Source organism: Rhizobium sp. UFLA01-1127, from assembly GCF_059803845.1.
Genome location: NZ_JAUQTZ010000001.1, coordinates 98,302 through 115,615, shown reverse-complemented (window position 1 = coordinate 115,615; position 17,314 = coordinate 98,302). Strand labels below are relative to the sequence as shown.

General features: G+C 60.5%; 20 protein-coding genes. 11 read left to right on the top strand and 9 right to left on the bottom strand.

Translation table 11 applies throughout. The features are described from left to right. The first annotated feature begins 70 nt into the window (after positions 1 to 70). Positions 71 to 796, top strand: a complete 726-nt coding sequence (locus Q4Q11_RS00580; protein ID WP_498568237.1) for an ArsR/SmtB family transcription factor — start codon at positions 71 to 73, stop codon at positions 794 to 796. Here Q4Q11_RS00580 and Q4Q11_RS00575 read toward each other — a convergent pair. The 3 genes from Q4Q11_RS00575 to Q4Q11_RS00565 all read right to left on the bottom strand — a co-directional run bounded on the left by Q4Q11_RS00575 (position 793) and on the right by Q4Q11_RS00565 (position 2,735). After that, the gene (locus Q4Q11_RS00575; RefSeq protein WP_112513340.1) at positions 793 to 1,218 is read right to left on the bottom strand and encodes a DUF1284 domain-containing protein; all 426 of its coding nucleotides are present in this window, start codon (positions 1,216 to 1,218) and stop codon (positions 793 to 795) included. The two genes, Q4Q11_RS00580 and Q4Q11_RS00575, sit on opposite strands and share 4 nt — an antisense overlap. Then, a complete protein-coding gene (locus Q4Q11_RS00570; protein WP_498568236.1) occupies positions 1,215 to 1,805 on the bottom strand; it encodes a biotin transporter BioY in 591 nt (196 codons plus the stop codon). The genes Q4Q11_RS00575 and Q4Q11_RS00570 overlap by 4 nt, the downstream gene beginning before the upstream one ends. A gap of 261 nt (positions 1,806 to 2,066) precedes the next feature. Beyond that, positions 2,067 to 2,735: a GntR family transcriptional regulator gene (locus tag Q4Q11_RS00565; RefSeq protein ID WP_498568235.1), complete on the bottom strand. Its 669-nt coding sequence runs from the start codon at positions 2,733 to 2,735 to the stop codon at positions 2,067 to 2,069. A 230-nt stretch (positions 2,736 to 2,965) separates the two neighbouring features. On the opposite strand from Q4Q11_RS00565, the gene Q4Q11_RS00560 reads away from it, so the two are divergent. Further along, on the top strand, positions 2,966 to 3,658 hold the full coding sequence (locus Q4Q11_RS00560) for an HAD family hydrolase (protein WP_498568234.1): 693 nt from the start codon (positions 2,966 to 2,968) through the stop codon (positions 3,656 to 3,658). A gap of 116 nt (positions 3,659 to 3,774) precedes the next feature. On the opposite strand, the gene Q4Q11_RS00555 is transcribed toward Q4Q11_RS00560, so the two are convergent. Then, positions 3,775 to 4,395, bottom strand: a complete 621-nt coding sequence (locus Q4Q11_RS00555) for a hypothetical protein (protein WP_112513335.1) — start codon at positions 4,393 to 4,395, stop codon at positions 3,775 to 3,777. 313 nt (positions 4,396 to 4,708) lie between these two features. Between Q4Q11_RS00555 and thrC the strand changes: the two genes are divergently transcribed. Genes thrC through Q4Q11_RS00535 form a run of 4 tightly spaced genes read left to right on the top strand, consistent with a single transcriptional unit; the run spans position 4,709 to position 10,999 of the window. Then, positions 4,709 to 6,106: a threonine synthase gene (gene thrC, locus Q4Q11_RS00550; RefSeq protein ID WP_498568233.1), complete on the top strand. Its 1,398-nt coding sequence runs from the start codon at positions 4,709 to 4,711 to the stop codon at positions 6,104 to 6,106. 20 nt (positions 6,107 to 6,126) lie between these two features. After that, positions 6,127 to 7,425, top strand: coding sequence for a M16 family metallopeptidase (locus Q4Q11_RS00545; protein ID WP_498568232.1), 1,299 nt, complete (start codon positions 6,127 to 6,129; stop codon positions 7,423 to 7,425). A gap of 50 nt (positions 7,426 to 7,475) precedes the next feature. Then, positions 7,476 to 8,090, top strand: coding sequence for a GNAT family N-acetyltransferase (locus Q4Q11_RS00540; RefSeq protein WP_112513332.1), 615 nt, complete (start codon positions 7,476 to 7,478; stop codon positions 8,088 to 8,090). Continuing rightward, the gene (locus Q4Q11_RS00535; RefSeq protein WP_112513331.1) at positions 8,087 to 10,999 is read left to right on the top strand and encodes a sensor domain-containing phosphodiesterase; all 2,913 of its coding nucleotides are present in this window, start codon (positions 8,087 to 8,089) and stop codon (positions 10,997 to 10,999) included. Before Q4Q11_RS00540 ends, Q4Q11_RS00535 begins: the two co-directional genes overlap by 4 nt. Positions 11,000 to 11,135: 136 nt before the next feature. Here Q4Q11_RS00535 and Q4Q11_RS00530 read toward each other — a convergent pair whose 3' ends face one another. The 3 genes from Q4Q11_RS00530 to Q4Q11_RS00520 form a co-directional block, all read right to left on the bottom strand. Further along, complete coding sequence (locus Q4Q11_RS00530; protein ID WP_498568231.1) at positions 11,136 to 12,191, bottom strand: zinc-binding metallopeptidase family protein; 1,056 nt, start codon at positions 12,189 to 12,191, stop codon at positions 11,136 to 11,138. Between the two features lie 136 nt (positions 12,192 to 12,327). Then, positions 12,328 to 12,519, bottom strand: a complete 192-nt coding sequence (locus tag Q4Q11_RS00525) for a CsbD family protein (protein ID WP_112512351.1) — start codon at positions 12,517 to 12,519, stop codon at positions 12,328 to 12,330. A gap of 95 nt (positions 12,520 to 12,614) precedes the next feature. Continuing rightward, positions 12,615 to 13,220: a YqgE/AlgH family protein gene (locus Q4Q11_RS00520; protein WP_112512299.1), complete on the bottom strand. Its 606-nt coding sequence runs from the start codon at positions 13,218 to 13,220 to the stop codon at positions 12,615 to 12,617. 140 nt (positions 13,221 to 13,360) lie between these two features. Here Q4Q11_RS00520 and Q4Q11_RS00515 point away from each other — a divergent pair, with 140 nt between their 5' ends. Both Q4Q11_RS00515 and Q4Q11_RS00510 read left to right on the top strand, forming a co-directional pair. Next, on the top strand, positions 13,361 to 14,188 hold the full coding sequence (locus Q4Q11_RS00515) for a protein-disulfide reductase DsbD domain-containing protein (RefSeq protein ID WP_498568230.1): 828 nt from the start codon (positions 13,361 to 13,363) through the stop codon (positions 14,186 to 14,188). An 83-nt stretch (positions 14,189 to 14,271) separates the two neighbouring features. Further along, entirely contained in the window at positions 14,272 to 14,757 is a 486-nt protein-coding gene (locus Q4Q11_RS00510) for a peroxiredoxin (protein WP_113213744.1), read from the top strand. Positions 14,758 to 14,801: 44 nt separating this feature from the next. Here the strand turns inward: Q4Q11_RS00510 and Q4Q11_RS00505 are convergent, their stop codons facing one another. Beyond that, the gene (locus Q4Q11_RS00505) at positions 14,802 to 15,110 is read right to left on the bottom strand and encodes a type II toxin-antitoxin system RelE/ParE family toxin (protein ID WP_498568229.1); all 309 of its coding nucleotides are present in this window, start codon (positions 15,108 to 15,110) and stop codon (positions 14,802 to 14,804) included. Next, positions 15,111 to 15,458 carry a type II toxin-antitoxin system ParD family antitoxin gene (locus Q4Q11_RS00500; RefSeq protein WP_498568228.1) on the bottom strand — a complete coding sequence of 116 codons (348 nt, stop codon included), beginning with the start codon at positions 15,456 to 15,458 and terminating at the stop codon, positions 15,111 to 15,113. Positions 15,459 to 15,537: 79 nt separating this feature from the next. On the opposite strand from Q4Q11_RS00500, the gene Q4Q11_RS00495 reads away from it, so the two are divergent. Genes Q4Q11_RS00495 through Q4Q11_RS00485 form a run of 3 tightly spaced genes read left to right on the top strand, consistent with a single transcriptional unit; the run spans position 15,538 to position 17,314 of the window. Then, the gene (locus Q4Q11_RS00495; RefSeq protein ID WP_498568227.1) at positions 15,538 to 15,666 is read left to right on the top strand and encodes a hypothetical protein; all 129 of its coding nucleotides are present in this window, start codon (positions 15,538 to 15,540) and stop codon (positions 15,664 to 15,666) included. Continuing rightward, positions 15,663 to 16,445, top strand: a complete 783-nt coding sequence (locus Q4Q11_RS00490; protein WP_498568226.1) for a metal ABC transporter ATP-binding protein — start codon at positions 15,663 to 15,665, stop codon at positions 16,443 to 16,445. Before Q4Q11_RS00495 ends, Q4Q11_RS00490 begins: the two co-directional genes overlap by 4 nt. Then, complete coding sequence (locus Q4Q11_RS00485) at positions 16,442 to 17,314, top strand: metal ABC transporter permease (protein WP_498568225.1); 873 nt, start codon at positions 16,442 to 16,444, stop codon at positions 17,312 to 17,314. Before Q4Q11_RS00490 ends, Q4Q11_RS00485 begins: the two co-directional genes overlap by 4 nt.

Sequence of the window (17,314 nt, the reverse complement as noted above, 5' to 3'; positions counted from 1 at the left end):
GCTTTCTCCTTTACTGATGCCGATCTTTTCGCACATTGCAGCGCGGAGATGGTTCGGTTACGATCGAAGTATGAAGGAAGGTCCAGACATAGCACAGATCGGCTCGCTGATCGGCGATCCGGCGCGGGCGAACATTCTGACGGCGCTGATGGGCGGCCGGGCGCTGACGGCAACGGAACTTGCGGCCGCCGCCGGCGTAACGCTGCAGACCGCGAGTGCCCATCTTTCCAAGCTCGAAGCGGGTGGCCTGCTCGCACAGCGCAAGCAAGGCCGCCATCGCTATTTCACGCTGGCGGACGACCGCGTCGGCAAGCTGCTCGAGGGCATCATGGGTTTTGCCGCAAGCCGCGGCCATCTGCGCCATCGTGCCGGCCCCAAGGAGCCTGCGCTGCGTAAAGCACGCATCTGCTACGACCATCTGGCCGGCGATTATGGCGTACGCATGCTGGACAGCCTGATAGAGGCCGGTTCGATCTCCGTCATGGGAGAAGGCTTGAGCCTGACGGATCGCGGCGAGAAGCATCTTGGATCGATCGGCATCGATGTCTCCGATCTGCGCTCCAGCCGCCGTCCGCTTTGCCGGTCCTGCCTGGATTGGAGCGAGCGACGGGCGCATCTGGCCGGCAGCCTTGGCAAGGCACTGCTTTCGAACTTCTTCGACAAGGGTTGGGCGCGGCGAACCGAAAACAGCCGCTCGATCTTCTTCACGCCGGAAGGAGAGCGCCGTTTTCTGGCGCTTTTTCCGCTCGAGCTGCATGATGGCGACCCGCGGCCAGAGCTGGATGGCAAGCCTTAGCTTGCCTTGATCAGAACACCGCTGAAATTGCCATCGGCAATGCGGCTGCAGAGATCGCCCCATTCACAGCCGAGGCAAGCGTGACGGATTTCACCGCTGGCGAAATTCCGGCGCAGCTTTGCGAGCAGCCTGGCGTCCGGCACCAGCATGGCTCCGATGCCGATCTCTTCGCCCAGCAATACCGAGATATCGGCAAGGGCAGCGGCATCCCGCTCGATGACGGAGATCTTGAAACAATGCGCTTCCTCTCCGTTCAGGAGCGGCGCGCAGATATCGTCAGGGCCGGAGACCAGTTTGATCTCCTCCCCTTTCGACAGCCGCTCGGCAATGCGGCGATAATTGTCGGTGAAGGCCGAGGTGTAGCCTTCACCGACGAAAGTCAGCATGCAGAGCAGATGATGGGCGCGAAGCCTGACGGTCAATTCAGACGCGCCTTGCCGCTATAGACCTGGATGGTCTTCAGCACCGTAGCTGCGAGGGCAGACTTGAGCACGGCGCCGAGGATGAAGGGCGCTACGCCAAGGAGCCAGCCTTTTTCTGCGCCGATCAGCGCTGCAAGCCATGCGCCGCCGATGGCAAGGCACAGGATGTTGGCCGAGAAGTGAGCGAGGAAACTGCGCACGACGCGATTGCCGCTCCAGCCGCGCTCGGCAAGCCAGCCGGCAAGGGCGGCGATGATCGGGAAGGATGCCAGATAACCCGCCGTCGGCCCCATGAACGGCGCAATGCCGCCTGCTCCGCCGGCAAGCACCGGAAAGCCGATCGCGGCTTCGCCGAACCAGGCGAGAACGGTGACTGCGCCGAGGCGCCAGCCATAGAGCGCGCCGATCATGGTGATCGCGAATGTCTGCATGGTGATCGGCACCGGCACCATAGGCACGGCGATTTGCGATGCGAGCGCCAGGATCAGCGTTCCGGCGAGAACGAACACAGTCTTGGCGACAAGCGAACGCTGCCCGAGGCGAAGCGGATCGAAAGCGACTTCATCATGATGCTGCAACAGGGACATAGGCTCTCCTTTCATATTATAGATAATTTTTCAGTCTCATCTATTTTATGAGAGAGATCATAAAATCAGGCAAGTGGCAGGCGTTGGAAATTTCGGTTCAGTATTAAATCTCGTTGAAAAATAAGGGCAATAAAATTCCATGGAGCAAGGCGAAGCGCAGCGGGACGCTGACCGGGATGCGGCGGCACCAGAACGACCGAAGCACTCGCAGAGCAACGCCGCAGGTATAGCCAGCCACAATCTCGAAATTATCTATAATTTTCAGCCAACGATTGCGAAGGCTTCGCGCGTCGATCCGGAAGGCGTGCGCACCGGCGCGCGGCCGATCCATTGTACATGCTTCTGCAGGATCGCAGCCGCCTCGTCGGCCCGCCCCTGGCGCAACGCCGCCAGAATGGCGCGGTGGTCGTGATCGGTGCGCTTTTCCCAGCCGGATTGCCATGCGGAAAAGAGAAAGCGGGCACTTGCCGCATGCAGGTCGTCGATTGCAGCGAGCAAACGTGCCATGCCGCAAGGCATCAGAATCAGGCGATGGAAGCGGCGATTGGCCTCCTCCCAGGCATGAACGTCGCCAGCCGCATCGCCATCGCGCGCCGCCTGTTCGGCCTGGTCGAGAATGGCCGGGGTCAGATGCGGGGCTGCGTGCTTCAACGCGAGACCCTCGAGGGCTGCCCGCATTTCCGCAACCTCGCGGACTTCCTTGAGATCGAAAGAAGCGACGCGAACGCCGCGGCGCGGCAGGCTGATCGCCAGGCCCTGCGCCTCGAGCCTCCGGAACGCCTCGCGCACGGGCACATGGCTGGTGCCGAACTCCTCGGCGATGTGATCCTGCCGCAGGCGTGCATCTGGCGCGATCTCGCCCCGGATGATGCGGTCGGCAAGCACCCGGCTGATACGGCTGGCAATAGTGTCGTCGCGCTCCTTGGTCATGGCCGATCCTTAAAGGCGGGGCTGCCAGATGTCGAGCGACAAGCGATGGCCAGACCTCTTTTGCGCATTTCGACCTTTTCGCCAGTTGCAGCGCAGCCATGCCAGCCAATTGGTTGAGCTTCGCAGACATATCGTGTAAAGCCCGTCGGTCATTTTTCAGAGCATGTCACGAAACACCAATGTTTTCCTGGAGCGTGCCGAACCCAGCCAGATCAAAGGCAGCAATTTTCATGAGCAATGGCTTCGACCTCATCATCTTCGACTGCGACGGCGTTCTGGTCGATTCGGAAATCATCGCGGCACAAGTCGAATCAAAACTGCTGACCGATGCGGGCTATCCGATCAGCACCGAGGAAATGGGCGAGCGCTTCGCCGGCATGACCTGGCGCAACATCCTGTTCGAAGTCGAGCGCGAGGCGAGCATTCCGCTTTCCGCTTCGCTGCTCGACAAATCGGAAAAGCTGCTCGACCTGAAGCTTGCGAGCGATGTCCAGGCAATCCCCGGCGTTCCGCTGGCGCTGTCGCGCCTGCCGATGCCGCGCTGCATCTGCTCGAATTCCAGCTCCGCCCGCATTGAGATGATGCTGACGAAGGTCGGCTACATCAAGCTGTTTGCGCCGCATATCTATTCCGCCAAGGATCTCGGCGCCGACCGCGTGAAGCCCAAGCCGGATATCTTTCTACACGGCGCCAAGCAGATGAATGTCAGCCCGGCCAATACGATCGTCGTCGAAGATTCCGTCCACGGCGTTCATGCCGCGCGCGCCGCCGGCATGCGCGTCATCGGCTTCACAGGCGCGTCGCACACCTACCCCTCCCATGCCGACCGGCTGACCGATGCCGGCGCCGAAACTGTCATCAGCCGTATGGCCGACCTGCCCGGTGTGGTGATAGCGCTGGCTGAATGGGACGGCGTTCTCTGAGGCAATAGGCAATAGGCAATAGGCAATAGGCAATAGGCAATAGATGTTGCTGCTAAGGGCCGGCGGCAGCAAGGACAAGGTGACCTTTGCCTACTGCCTACTGCCTGACCCCAACCTCAGTGGCGCTTCTTGCGCACCGGCCTTTCACCCTTCACAGGCTTCTGCGGCCCCTGATCGAAACCGATCTGTACGATGGTGAAACCGCCCGAACCTGCGGCAACCTGGATGTCGCTATAGTCGAAGAGGAACTGGGTCGCAGTTTCCCCCGGCGGGATTTCTGCGACATAGTTGATGGTCTTGCTGAAAAGGGCTTTATCGTTGTCCATGACGGCAACGTGGATCGGCAAATTCACCTTCCCGGAGCTGCCCATCGGGCCGGTAACCAGGCGCCCTTGCGCGACGACGTGAATGCCGAGGTTTGTGCCATCGCTCGTGCACTGGCGGGTCGCCTGCGCAAGCGAAGCTTGATATATCAACTGGTTCGCATCGTCCTTGGCGCCTTTGGCGTAGGTGCGATAGACCGAGTCTTCGTCGCGGATGACCGCCTGCGGGCACTTGCCGGCGACGTAGGTCTGAGCGGCGGCCGGAGCCGCGCTGGCTGCTCCCGCTTGCGGTGCCACCGTAACATCCGTTGCCGGCTGCTTGTCACTGTTGCCGCCGATACCGAGAGTGCTGCAACCCGTCAGCAATGCCAGAAGCGAAGCGGAGAAAAGACGACGAGAAACCTTGCCAAACACTATTATTCCACCCTCTCGATATAATTCACATTATCGGCCTGCAGCCTGTCAAACGGGCCTTTTATGACACTTGGCGATGGTCTATACCAGCGACGCAGCGAAAAATCGATTGGGTAGACACCGTTTTGGCTCACTTTTCGGGATCGACAGATTGGCACGAACAGCCTCCGCCCGGCGCCGATCCCACGCGCCTTGCGCAAACGCGAAAACCACGCGGCTGATCCGACGCAAAAAGACCGGCCGTCGTCGCTTCGTTCCTCTACCCTCTCATTCGATCACTCAGGCAATTTTGCGACCAAAGGAATTCTAGACCGTGGACTATATTTCAACGCGGGGAGAAGCCCCGGCCCTTGGCTTCTGCGACGCTCTCCTGGCTGGCCTTGCCCGTGACGGCGGGCTTTATGTTCCCCGTGAATGGCCTGCCCTGACCAAGAAGGAAATCCGTGCGTTCCGCGGCAAGAGCTATCAGGACGTCGCCTTCGCGGTACTGTCGCCCTTCACCAATGGGGAGATTCCGGCGGACGTGTTCCGCAGCATGATCGATGATGCCTACGCAACCTTCCGGCATCCGGCGGTGACGCCACTCGTCCAGACCGGGCCGAACAGCTTCGTCATGGAGCTTTTCCACGGCACGACGCTTGCCTTCAAGGACGTTGCGATGCAGCTGCTCGCGCGGCTGATGGACTATGCGCTGGAAAAGCGCGGCCAGCGGGCAACCATCGTCGGCGCGACATCGGGCGATACCGGCGGTGCCGCGATCGACGCCTTTGCCGGCCGCGAGCGCACCGACATCTTCATCCTCTTCCCGCATGGTAAGGTCTCGCCCGTACAGCAGCGGCAGATGACCACGTCTACGGCGGCGAACGTGCATGCGCTGGCGGTCAAGGGCAATTTCGACGATTGCCAGAACCTCGTCAAAGCCATGTTCAACGACGCCGCTTTCCGCGACAAGGTCAAGCTTTCCGGCGTCAATTCGATCAACTGGGCGCGCATCATGGCGCAGGTGGTCTACTACTTCACGACAGCGGTCGCCCTTGGCGGACCGGACAGGAAAGTCTCCTTCACGGTTCCGACAGGCAATTTCGGCGACATTTTCGCCGGCTATGTCGCCAAGCGCATGGGCCTTCCGATCGAGCGCCTGGTCATCGCCACCAACGAGAACGATATTCTGGCGCGCACTCTGAAGACCGGCCGCTATGAAATGCGCTCGGTCAAGGCCACCACTTCGCCGTCGATGGATATCCAGATCTCTTCCAACTTCGAGCGGCTGCTGTTCGAGGCAAACGGCCGCGACGCCTCCAAGGTGCGCGCCGCGATGGAAAGCCTGAAACAATCGAACGGATTTTCAATCGGCGAAGAGGCCGTGAAATTCATCAGGAAGGACTTCCGTGCCGGCCGAGCCAGCGAGAAGCAGGTGGCGGAAACCATCCGCAAAACCCTTGCGGATACGGGCTATCTGCTCGACCCGCATACGGCGATCGGCGTCTTCGTCGCCGAGAAGAATGAGCGTCCCAGCAGCCCGATGGTGACGCTTGCCACCGCGCATCCGGCAAAATTCCCCGCCGCAGTAAAATCCGCATCCGGTATTGACCCGGGGCTTCCGACGTGGCTTGCTGGTCTGATGACCAGGGAGGAGCGTTTCGACATTCTCGATCCGGAACTTAAAGTCGTTGAAAACTTTATCGGCAAGCATGCCCGGGCCGGCGAATAACAGACGCGGAAAGACAAGCGATGACAGTGGAGTGCACCCGGCTCGCGTCCGGGCTGACAGTAGCGACCCAATCGATGCCACATCTCGAAAGCGTGGCACTCGGCGTTTGGATCAAGTCGGGTTCGCGTAACGAAACCGAAGCAGAACACGGTATCGCGCATCTGCTCGAGCATATGGCGTTCAAGGGCACGGCGCGACGTTCGGCCCGGCAGATCGCCGAGGAAATCGAGAATGTCGGCGGCGAAGTCAATGCCGCCACTTCGACCGAAACCACTTCCTATTATGCCCGCGTGCTGAAGGACCATGTGCCGCTCGCCGTCGATATCCTCGCCGATATCCTGACCGAGTCCGCCTTCGACGAAGAAGAGCTGGCGCGCGAAAAGCAGGTGATATTGCAGGAAATCAACGCCGCGAACGACACGCCCGACGATGTCGTCTTCGACAAGTTTTCCGAAGTCGCCTATCGCGGCCAGACTCTCGGGCGCGCCATTCTCGGCACGCCGGAAACCGTCGTCTCATTCTCGCCGGAGCAGATCCGCCACTATCTCGGACGCAACTACACGACGGACCGCATGTTCGTCGTGGCGGCCGGCGCGGTCGATCATGAAAGCTTCGTGCGCCAGGTCGAGGAGCGCTTTTCCAGCCTGCCGGCGAAACCGTCCGCTCCGCCCGTTATCGAGCCGGCGCGTTATATCGGCGGCAACATCCGCGAAACGCGCGATCTGATGGATGCTCAGATCCTGCTCGGCTTCGAAGGCCGTGCCTATCACACCCGCGATTTCTACTGTTCGCAGATTCTCGCCAACATCCTCGGCGGCGGCATGTCCTCGCGTTTGTTCCAGGAAGTGCGCGAGTTCCGCGGCCTCTGTTATTCCGTCTATGCCTTCCATTGGGGCTTTTCCGACACCGGCATCTTCGGCATCCATGCCGCGACCGGCGGCGAGAACCTGCCGGAACTGCTGCCTGTCATCGTCGGCGAACTGCACAAGTCGTCCCATGATATCCAGCAGCAGGAAATCGAGCGCGCCCGCGCCCAGATCCGCGCGCAGCTGTTGATGGGCCAGGAAAGCCCGGCCGCCCGTGCCGGCCAAGTTGCCCGGCAGATGATGCTTTATGGCCGCCCCATCCCGAACCAGGAGATGCTGGAACGCCTGGAAGGAATTACGATCGACCGTCTGACGGATCTTGCCGGCCGCCTTTTCTTCGATACAGTACCGACGCTTTCGGCGATTGGGCCGCTGGAGCAGCTCGCACCGATGGAAGACATCGTCACCTCGCTGTCGTCGCCGGCGCCCGCTTGCAAAAGCGCAAGCGGCTAAGGGCACGCCGCAGGCCTATGGGTTCAATTCTCGGGGGAGTGCTTGGCGGCATGCAAAAATCTGTGTTTCGGTTTCTCTCACGTCATTCGGACGCGGTTGAACTCGAAAACGACACATATTTGCTGCGGCTGCCGCGCTACTCCGATTTCAACCAATGGCACAGGCTACGCGCGGAAAGCCGCCGCTTTCTGGAACCATGGGAGCCGACCTGGCGGCACGACGAGCTGACCGAGGGTGCCTATCGGGCACGCGTCATCCGCGGCAAGCAGGAATACAGCTCCGGCCAAGCCATACCGCTCTTCATTTTTCTCAGGGAAAACATGACGCTGGTTGGCGGCATTACGATCGGCTATATTCGCCGCGGTGCCGCGCAGAGCTGCATGATCGGATATTGGATGGGCGAGCGCTACTCCGGTCAGGGCCATATGTTCGCCGCACTTCAGTTGGTTATACCCTATATCTTTTCCGGACTTGAGTTGCACCGAATTGAAGCAGCCTGTATTCCGGATAACGAGCGTAGCATGCGGCTTTTGGAAAAAGCCGGTTTCCAGCGGGAAGGTCATTTGCGCGGTTATCTTAAAATCAACGGTCAGTGGCGCGATCATGTGATGTTTTCAAGGTTGGCATCAGATACCAACCCGAACCGAAATTTCGACCAGCGATGATCGCCGGACTCCTGCAGACATGGCCGATGGCCAGGCGGCTATCCGCACTGATCGCAACGCTTGCCGCCATCACGATGCTGTTGATCGCCGGGATGGCCAATGCGGCCGAGCCCGTGAAGATCTCACGCGACGATACCGCGCTCGACCTGACGGCGACCACGGAAATCTATACCAATCAAGGCGAAGCCTTCCAGGTTTCGACAGCCGCCGGCGCCGACGGCATCCGCCGCCGCATCGAGGTTCGCTCCTCCTCGCCGAACCACCAGGGCGACTGGGCCGTTTTCGCGCTCGCCAATGTTTCCGAAGAGCAGCTTGAGCGCGTCATCGTCGCCCCGCATTTCCGCCTGGTGAATTCGAAGGTCTTCTGGCCGGATCTAGGCTCGCAGCGCATCGTCGCGATCACGCCGAGCGAAGGTTTCGCGCTCGACCGCCAGCCAAGCGACGAGGCGGACGTCTTCCGCATCACGCTGAACCCCGGCGCCGTCGTCACCTTCGTCGCCGAACTTTCGTCGCCGAACCTGCCGCAGCTCTATCTGTGGGAACCGAACGCCTACAAGGATACGGTCAACGCCTTCACGCTCTATCGCGGCATCGTGCTTGGCATCGCCGGCCTGCTGGCTGTCTTCCTGACCATTCTTTTCGTGGTCAAGGGCACATCAATGCTGCCGGCAACGGCGGCGCTTGCCTGGGCGGTGCTCGGCTATATCTGCGTGGACTTCGGCTTTCTCGGCAAGCTCATCAGCATCACGTCCAGCGATCAGCGAATATGGCGCGCCTGCGCGGAGGTGGCGCTCGCGTCGAGCCTGGTGATCTTCCTGTTCACCTATCTTAACCTCAATCGCTGGCATGCCCATCTCGGCTATGTGACGCTCGCCTGGGTTCTGGGCCTCGCCCTGCTCTTCGGCGTGGCGATCTACGACCCGTCGATTGCGGCGGGTATCGCGCGGCTGTCGCTGGCGCTGACGGCAACGGCGGGCCTGCTGCTCATCATCTATCTGGGCTTCAGCCGCTATGACCGCGCCATCCTGCTCGTGCCCGCCTGGGCACTGATCCTCGTCTGGCTGTTCGGAGCCTGGATGACGGTCATGGGCAAGCTCGATAACGACATCATCCAGCCGGCTCTCGGCGGAGGCCTCGTGCTTATCGTCCTGCTGATCGGCTTCACCGTCATGCAGCACGCTTTTGCCGGCGGCGCTTTCCAGCAGGGCCTTTTCTCGGATCTGGAGCGGCAATCCCTGGCCCTCACCGGCTCCGGCGATACCGTCTGGGACTGGGACGTAGCGCGCGACCGCGTCGTGACGACGCCCGACATCTCGATGAAGCTCGGCCTTTCGCCCGGCACCATGCATGGTGCCGCACGCAACTGGCTGCCACGGCTGCATCCCGACGATCGCGACCGTTTCCGCGCCACGCTCGATGTGCTTCTGGAACACCGGCGCGGCCGGCTGAATCACGAATTCCGCATCCGCGCCGAGGATGGGCATTTCCACTGGCTGTCGATCCGCGCCCGGCCGGTCCTTGGATCGAATGGCGAGATCATCCGCTGCGTCGGCACCATCGTCGACATCACCGAACAGAAGAATTCGGTCGAACGGCTGCTGCACGACGCCGTGCATGACAATCTCACCGGATTGCCGAACCGCCAGGTCTTTCTCGACCGCCTGCAGGCCGTTCTAACGCTGGCATCCGACGGAAACCACTTGCGGCCGACGGTGATGGTGATCGACATCGACCGCTACAAGCTCGTCAACGATACGCTCGGCTTTGCCGCGGGCGATAATATCCTGATTGCGCTGACACGGCGTCTTCGCCGGCTGATGAAGCCGCAGGATACGCTGGCGCGTCTTTCGGGCGACCAGTTCGGCCTCATCCTCGTTTCAGAGCGCGATCCGGCCAAGGTTGCGGACTTCGCCGATGCGATCAGCAAGGCGATCATGGTGCCGATCAATTTCGCCAATCGCGAAATCATCCTCACCGCATCGGTCGGCCTGACGTCTTGGGTCGACCAGCAGGAAAATGCCGCCGGAATGCTGAGCGACGCGGAACTTGCCATGTACCGCGCCAAGCGCGCCGGCGGCAATCGCGTCGAACCCTTCCAGCCGGCCTTCCGCAGCTTCGGCACCGACCGGCTGCAGCTTGAAACTGACCTGCGCCGCGCCGTCGAGCGCAAGGAACTCTCGCTCGTCTACCAGCCGATCGTCCGGCTTGAGGACGCCGAGATTGCAGGTTTCGAGGCACTGATGCGCTGGGAGCATCCGAAGCGCGGCAATATCCCGCCGTCGGAATTCATCCCGATCGCCGAGGCTTCCGACATCATCGGCCCGCTCGGCATGTTCGCTCTGGAGCAGGCGACCAACGACCTGATGGCATGGCAGCGACAGACCGGCGACCTGCCGCTGTTCGTTTCCATCAACCTTTCCAGCGTGCAGCTGCTCAACAACGAGCTTTACGACGATATCCGCGCCCTGCTCGCCAAGACCCATTGCGATCCGCACCGGATCAAGCTGGAGCTGACGGAATCGCAGGTGATGGAGAATCCGGAGCAGGCTCGGCTCGTGCTCGACAAGCTGCGCGAAGCCGGCATCGGTCTGGCGCTCGACGATTTCGGCACCGGCTATTCCTCGCTCGCCTATCTCACCCGCTTCCCCTTCGACACGATCAAGCTCGACAAGGCGATGGTCCGCGATGACAGCGACAAGAAGGCCGTGCTGCTGCGCTCGGTCATTTCCATGGCGCGCGAACTCGATATGCGCGTCGTCGCCGAAGGCATCGAATCCGAAGAGGACGCGCTGGAGCTTGCCAAGATCGGCTGCACCTACGGACAGAGCTTCATCTTCGGGCCGCCGATGGGTACGGATTCCGTGGTGCGTTTGCTGAAGGAACGCTTTCCGCTGACAAAGCGGGCCTAGCGCGTTTCCGCTTTTCTTCGAATCGCGAAAGCGCCCCATCCTTTGTCTTTACGCAATTCCGGACGGGAAACCGCCGCGCACTTTTCCTGGAATTGCTCCAAGCAACATTTCTCCCTCCCATCTGCGGCGGTAGCGATCACACGCTGTCGATCATGTCCCGGATATAATCCAGCTTCGCGACCACCGGCGGCGAAAGGATGAAGGGGTAGGAATCCGGCTGTCCCATGCTGCGCTGGATGGAATTGATCGCAACGCTCAGCGGGATCCAGGCATTGACGAGCTGCCCGGCGCTTTCGGCCTTGTAGGGATTGAAATCCACCTCCGCAGCCATGCCGTGGTAGCTACGGGGATCAATCGCCAGGCCGAAGGAACGCGCCGTTTCCAGCGTATCGGCGATATGCAGATAATGCGCGAAGCATTCGGCAAAATCCTCCCAGGGATGAGAGCTTGCATAGGCGCTGATGAAGCTTTCCTGCCAGTTTGCGGGTGGGCCATTGTCGTAATGGGCCTGAAGCGCCATGCCGTAATCGGCACGTTCGTCGCCGAAGACGGCACGAAAGCCGTCGAACCTGCCGCGGTCGCGGACAAGCTTGTTCCAGATGAAATGGCCGGTCTCGTGGCGAAAGTGACCGAGCAAGGTGCGATAAGGCTCATTCATCGACGTGCGCGCCTGCTCGCGCGTCACGTCGTCAGCCTCGGCAGCGCGGATGGCGATCAGCCCTTCCTCGTGGCCGGTCATGGCCGGGACGACGGTGTCGCCCTGCACGTCATCCTCCAGGAAATCGAACACCAGCCCGCCTTCAGGGTCCTCTATCCGGTCGGGATGCGGCAGGTTCCAGCGCAGAAGGGAATAGAACAAATGCCGCTGTGCCTGCCCGATACGCCGCCATCGATCGATCCCTTGCTCCGTATCGGTATTCGGTACGAGGCGATTATGACGGCAGGCGACGCAATAGGGTTGCGGATCGTCCGCGTCGAGGAGCCAGTTGCAGATATCGAGTTCAGCATTGGCGCAGAAGCGGGCATTCCGCCTCGGTTCGGAAACAAGATGCCAATTCGCATCAGCCTCGGCTTCCAAGGCATATACTGCCAAGAGATCCGGGACAAAACCGAGTTGGCGGCCGCAGCGGATGCATTGCCTGTTATCGAAATGAACAGGCTGGCCGCAATGATCGCAGGTAAAAAGCCGCATGTTTCCTCGGAGAGCAGTGTGTACCATCGTAAAGAGCCTGCCACGTTTCCGCAACAGGCTCCTCCTCCCACTATCGCTGCTTCCACGTCGTTTCAGACGGAGCAACGACCATGGATTGACAAATACAAGCGGCCGGTCACATCCGATCGACTGCGCCCTTGACCTTATCCTTGGCCTTGCCGACGGCGGTCTGCATCTTGCCCTTGGCTTGCTGGGCAGAGCCCTTGGCGCGCATTTCCTTGTCGCTGGTCGCCTTGCCGGCCATCTTCCTGGCCTTGCCGGCCATTTCGTTCATCTTACCGGACACTTTATCGGTCGTGCTGCTCATGTCTGACGCCTCCTTGGTCGGCACGGCAGAATTGCCGTTGCCCCATCCAGAAAACGTCATATGCGCCATTTCGTTCCTAAATAACGCAAATCGGCTCAGCTATGGCCCGCCTGCAGCGACAGCATCGCGGGATTGATGCCCATCAGAGCCAGGGCGCGATCATACTTGTTGTCGAGACTGCGATCGAAGATCAGTTCTTCATTTGCCGGACAATTCAGCCAGCCGTTGTTGCCAATCTCCGCTTCGAGTTGTCCTGCACCCCAGCCTGCATAGCCGAGCAGCATGGTCGCGCGTCTCGGGCCGCTCCCCTTCGAGATGGCCCGCACGATATCGAGCGTCGCCGTCAGGCTGATGTCATCGCTGACCGGAATGCTGCTGTCGCTGATGTAATCGTCGGAATGCAGGACGAAGCCGCGGCCGCTTTCGACCGGGCCGCCGGTCTGGATCGGAAAATCGCGCGCCATTTGCGGAAGCACGATAGCATCGTCGTCCTTGATCATCTCGAGATGCAGAAGGACGTCGGTGAATGTCAGTTTCTGTGCCCGGTTGATGACGAAGCCCATGGCACCGGCATCGGAATGAGCGCAGATATAAACGACGGTCCGATGGAAGTTCCGATCCTCCATGCCGGGCATCGCGATCAGGAACTGACCGTCGAGAAAGCCTCTTTCGCGTCTATTCTTCAGCGTCGATAGGGACATTGTGCCTCCTGACCGCAGTCCACAACTGCTCCGCCTATTATCAAGATGGGGCAATGTCATAAATCAATCAACTGAAAATGATCATTTCCTTCTCCGGTCGTGCTGGCTCCGGGCAATCCGATCCGCTAAATCCTTGTTTCATGATTGAAATAAGAAAGCTCATCCGTCTGGCGGCACCGCTCGCCGCTCTCCTGTTCAGCGCCTCGATGGGCCATGCCGCCACGAGCGAGTGGGTGGATAATCAGGGCGGCCGAATGCGCCTGATCGCACTGGCACCCGACGCCCAGGGGCACATCCGCGCGGCCCTGCAGATCGAACCGGAACCGGGCTGGATTACCTATTGGCGCGAGCCCGGCCAGGGCGGAATTCCGCCGCAAATAACGCCGGCGCCCGGCAGCGGCGTGATAGTGGAAAAGACCGGATATCCGATACCGAAACCGATCAGCGCCGGCCCCATACAGGAAATCGGCTACGATGCGCCGGTCACATTGCCGATCGACCTTCGTGTCACGGGCAAGACGCCGGCAAAGCTCGAACTGACCGCCTTCGTCGGCCTTTGCAAGGATATCTGCGTCCCCTTCCAGGTCGAATATTCGCTACCGCTGCCAGCAAACGAGCAGCCGACATCGCACGAGCTGGCCCTGCTGGATGCGGCAAAAGCTCTGCTGCCGGAAGCACCCTCGTCGAGTTTCGCAGTCCAGAGCTACAAAATTTCTCCCGACGCCAAGAGCCTTTCGCTGCATCTGACGCTGCCGGAGGCGGCGGGGAAAGCGCCTGAAATCTACGTCACGGGGCCATCGGGCTATGTGTTCTTTCAGCAGGCGAACGCAAAGCGGGAGGGAGCTGCTTTTTCGGCCGATATAGAGATCGGCAAGCTGCCGAAGGATTATGATCCGAAGGGCAAGAGCTGGGGCATCCTTGTCATCGACGGCGATCGCGCGATGGAAACCACCCTTGCACTTGAATAGGCCGGGTCTATAGTCCCCTGAACCGTCTTCATGTCATCGGCGGCCGTTCAAGCGCCCCGAAACCACGACCCAAGGAGAGAGCCATGACCATCGCCATCGGCGACACGCTGCCTGCCGCCACCTTCAAGGAAAAGACCGCCGACGGCCCGGTCGAGATCAGCACCGAGCAGCTGTTTGCCGGCAAGCGCGTCGTGCTCTTCGCCGTTCCCGGCGCGTTTACGCCCACCTGCTCGCTCAACCACCTGCCGGGCTTTCTCGAAAACCGCGACGCTATTCTCGGCAAAGGCGTCGACGACATCGCCGTCGTCTCCATCAACGACTGGCACGTCATGGGCGCCTGGGCACAATCGTCCGGCGGCATGGGCAAGATCCATTTCCTCGCCGACTGGGACGGTTCTTTCACTAAGGCGCTCGGTCTCGACGTCGATCTCTCGGCCGGCGGGCTTGGTATCCGCTCCAAGCGTTATTCCATGCTGGTGGAAGACGGCGTGGTGAAGACACTGAACATCGAAGAAAACCCCGGCCAGGCAACCGTTTCGGGTGCGGCTGCGATGATCGGGCAGCTCTGAGACTATCGGACGGAAAATGCAGAGCGCCTCAAAGGCGCTCTGCCTCATTCTTCTTCATTGAAATAGGCATCGAAATCGCGATGCCCTTCGAGCACATTCAAAACCTCGAAAACGTCATCGATATAGCGGAAGAAGATCACATAACCACGAAATGCGAAGCTACGAATATCGTCTCTGAGCTCCGGCCGCAGGCGACCCATGTGGCCGGGTAAAGCCGCAAGATTTACGCACTTGCGACGTAGTTGCTCGGTAAATTGCAGAGCGATCGTTGGGCTGCCGCTTTGGCGCGGTATAAATACAAGAATATCGAGGATATTTTCCTGAGCTGCGGCTGTATAACGAAGCCGAGACACTCAATGGCCTTCCTTTGCCAGTTCAGCAGCCTTGACTTCCAAAGCAGCACCAAGTTCCTCGTCAGATATATCGCCTCCGCGTTCGATCGATACCTCCAGAGTACGCCGTAGCGCTGCCATTTTTGCTTCACGCTCTTCCACGAGCCGGAGACCTTCCCGCACAACTTCGCTGGCAGAGCTGTAACGGCCCTCTTCCACCGTTTTCTCAACGAATTTTTCCCAGCGCTCGCCGATAGAAACGTTCATGTGCGTCACCTCTTGCAGCTCGATCGAGGGCTGAATAACAGATAATGCACTATATATAGCATCCGAGGCATAAAATGCCAATTGCCGGTGCCCAACTGCCATCAATTCCCTCTCCGCCTCTTTCTCGCCGCATTTGATTGCCTACAACGTGTAATGTTATTACATACTAGAAAGCCCTGAAATGTCCTTTGACCGTGATCCCTTTGCGTCGTCTCTTATGGGACGCTCCGCCTTGACGCGCCTTGCCTATGTGGCCATTGGCATTGCGGCGCTTTGGGCAGCCATCGGCTGGGCGGTGGCGCTGGCATGAGCGATTTCATCCGCCTCGATAATCTCACCGTCACCTATGAGCGCCATCCCGCCGTTCATCACATCTCGGGCGGCTTTGCAGCCGGCAGCCTGACGGCGATCGCCGGGCCGAACGGGGCCGGCAAGTCGACGCTGCTCAAGGCGATTATCGGCGAATTGCGGCCGGCGGGAGGGTCGATCGATCGCGGCGCATTGATGCGCAACGATTTCGGCTATCTGCCACAGGCGGCAGATATCGTCAGGCGCTTTCCGATTTCGGTTGCCGATACCGTCATGCTCGGCGCCTGGAAGAATACCGGAGCCTTTGGCCGGTTCTCCCGCAAGGATGCCGAGCGGGCGCGCGAGGCGCTTGGCATCGTCGGGCTGTCAGGCTTCGAAAAGAGGCATATCGGCTCGCTTTCGGCCGGGCAGTTCCAGCGCGTGCTCTTTGCGCGGCTGCTGCTGCAGGATGCCCGTGTCATCTTGCTGGACGAACCCTTCACGGCGATCGACCAGCGCACGACGCGCGATCTTCTCGACCTCGTGCTGCGATGGAACCAGGAGGAACGGACCGTCATCGCCGTGCTGCACGATTTCGAGCAGGTGCGAAGCTATTTCCCGGAAACGCTCCTGATCGCCCGCGAACTTGTGGGATGGGGCAAGACGCAGGAAATTATGAGCCCCGCCAATCTCATCAAGGCGCGCGCCATGGCCGAACGCTGGGATGAGGAAGCCGAAACATGCCTGCCGAAAGAAGAGCATTACGGTGGTGAGCTTGCGAAGCGGGAGCCGGCCGAATGACCGTCTATGACATCTTCCTCGCGCCCTTTGCGGATTACGGCTTCATGCGGCGCGCCCTGATCGCCTGCATCTGCCTCGGCCTCGGCTCCGGGCCGATCGGCGTCTTCCTGATGCTCCGACGCATGAGCCTGATGGGCGATGCCATGAGCCATGCGGTCCTGCCCGGTGCCGCCATCGGCTATCTCGTTGCCGGCTCGCTGTCGCTGACCGCCATGGGACTCGGCGGTCTGGTCGCCGGTCTTTCCGTGGCGCTTCTGTCCGGCCTCGTCAGCCGTGCGACCGTGCTGCAGGAGGATGCGAGCTTTGCCAGCTTCTATCTGACCTCGCTGGCGCTCGGCGTTCTCATCGTGTCTCTGCGCGGTTCGAACATCGATCTCCTGCATGTGCTCTTCGGCACCATTCTCGCAATCGACGCGCCTGCCCTCTACCAGATCGGCGCGATCACCACGGCAACGCTGCTGGCGCTTGCCGTCATCTACCGGCCGCTCGTCATGGAATGCTTCGATCCGGGATTCTTGCGCGCCGTCGGCGGGCGCGGGCCGCTTTATCACTTCCTGTTCCTGCTGCTGGTCGTGCTCAATCTCGTCGCAAGCTTCCAGGCGCTCGGCACACTGATGGCCGTCGGACTGATGATGCTGCCGGCGGCCGTGGCGCAGCTTTGGTCACGCAGCCTGCCTGCCATGATGATGATCGCAACGGGTACGGCGACGGCGTCGGGCTATCTCGGTCTCATTGCCTCCTACCATCTCGAATTTGCATCAGGCCCGACCATCATCATCACGGCCAGCCTGATCTATGGCTTCTCCATTCTCTTCGCACCTTCGGGCCTTGCCCGGCGGTTCTTCCCCCGTCCCCATCTCCGGGGCTAA

Excerpts from the sequence above, each read along its gene's own strand:
- Q4Q11_RS00580 (WP_498568237.1), top strand. The coding sequence starts at position 71 with ATGAAGGAAGGTCCAGACATAGCACAGATCGGCTCGCTGATCGGCGAT.
- Q4Q11_RS00570 (WP_498568236.1), bottom strand. The coding sequence starts at position 1,805 with ATGTCCCTGTTGCAGCATCATGATGAAGTCGCTTTCGATCCGCTTCGC.
- Q4Q11_RS00565 (WP_498568235.1), bottom strand. The coding sequence starts at position 2,735 with ATGACCAAGGAGCGCGACGACACTATTGCCAGCCGTATCAGCCGGGTG.
- Q4Q11_RS00560 (WP_498568234.1), top strand. The coding sequence starts at position 2,966 with ATGAGCAATGGCTTCGACCTCATCATCTTCGACTGCGACGGCGTTCTG.
- Q4Q11_RS00545 (WP_498568232.1), top strand. The coding sequence starts at position 6,127 with ATGACAGTGGAGTGCACCCGGCTCGCGTCCGGGCTGACAGTAGCGACC.
- Q4Q11_RS00540 (WP_112513332.1), top strand. The coding sequence starts at position 7,476 with ATGCAAAAATCTGTGTTTCGGTTTCTCTCACGTCATTCGGACGCGGTT.
- Q4Q11_RS00535 (WP_112513331.1), top strand. The coding sequence starts at position 8,087 with ATGATCGCCGGACTCCTGCAGACATGGCCGATGGCCAGGCGGCTATCC.
- Q4Q11_RS00530 (WP_498568231.1), bottom strand. The coding sequence starts at position 12,191 with ATGCGGCTTTTTACCTGCGATCATTGCGGCCAGCCTGTTCATTTCGAT.
- Q4Q11_RS00525 (WP_112512351.1), bottom strand. The coding sequence starts at position 12,519 with ATGAGCAGCACGACCGATAAAGTGTCCGGTAAGATGAACGAAATGGCC.
- Q4Q11_RS00520 (WP_112512299.1), bottom strand. The coding sequence starts at position 13,220 with ATGTCCCTATCGACGCTGAAGAATAGACGCGAAAGAGGCTTTCTCGAC.
- Q4Q11_RS00515 (WP_498568230.1), top strand. The coding sequence starts at position 13,361 with ATGATTGAAATAAGAAAGCTCATCCGTCTGGCGGCACCGCTCGCCGCT.
- Q4Q11_RS00510 (WP_113213744.1), top strand. The coding sequence starts at position 14,272 with ATGACCATCGCCATCGGCGACACGCTGCCTGCCGCCACCTTCAAGGAA.
- Q4Q11_RS00500 (WP_498568228.1), bottom strand. The coding sequence starts at position 15,458 with ATGGCAGTTGGGCACCGGCAATTGGCATTTTATGCCTCGGATGCTATA.
- Q4Q11_RS00495 (WP_498568227.1), top strand. The coding sequence starts at position 15,538 with ATGTCCTTTGACCGTGATCCCTTTGCGTCGTCTCTTATGGGACGCTCC.
- Q4Q11_RS00490 (WP_498568226.1), top strand. The coding sequence starts at position 15,663 with ATGAGCGATTTCATCCGCCTCGATAATCTCACCGTCACCTATGAGCGC.
- Q4Q11_RS00485 (WP_498568225.1), top strand. The coding sequence starts at position 16,442 with ATGACCGTCTATGACATCTTCCTCGCGCCCTTTGCGGATTACGGCTTC.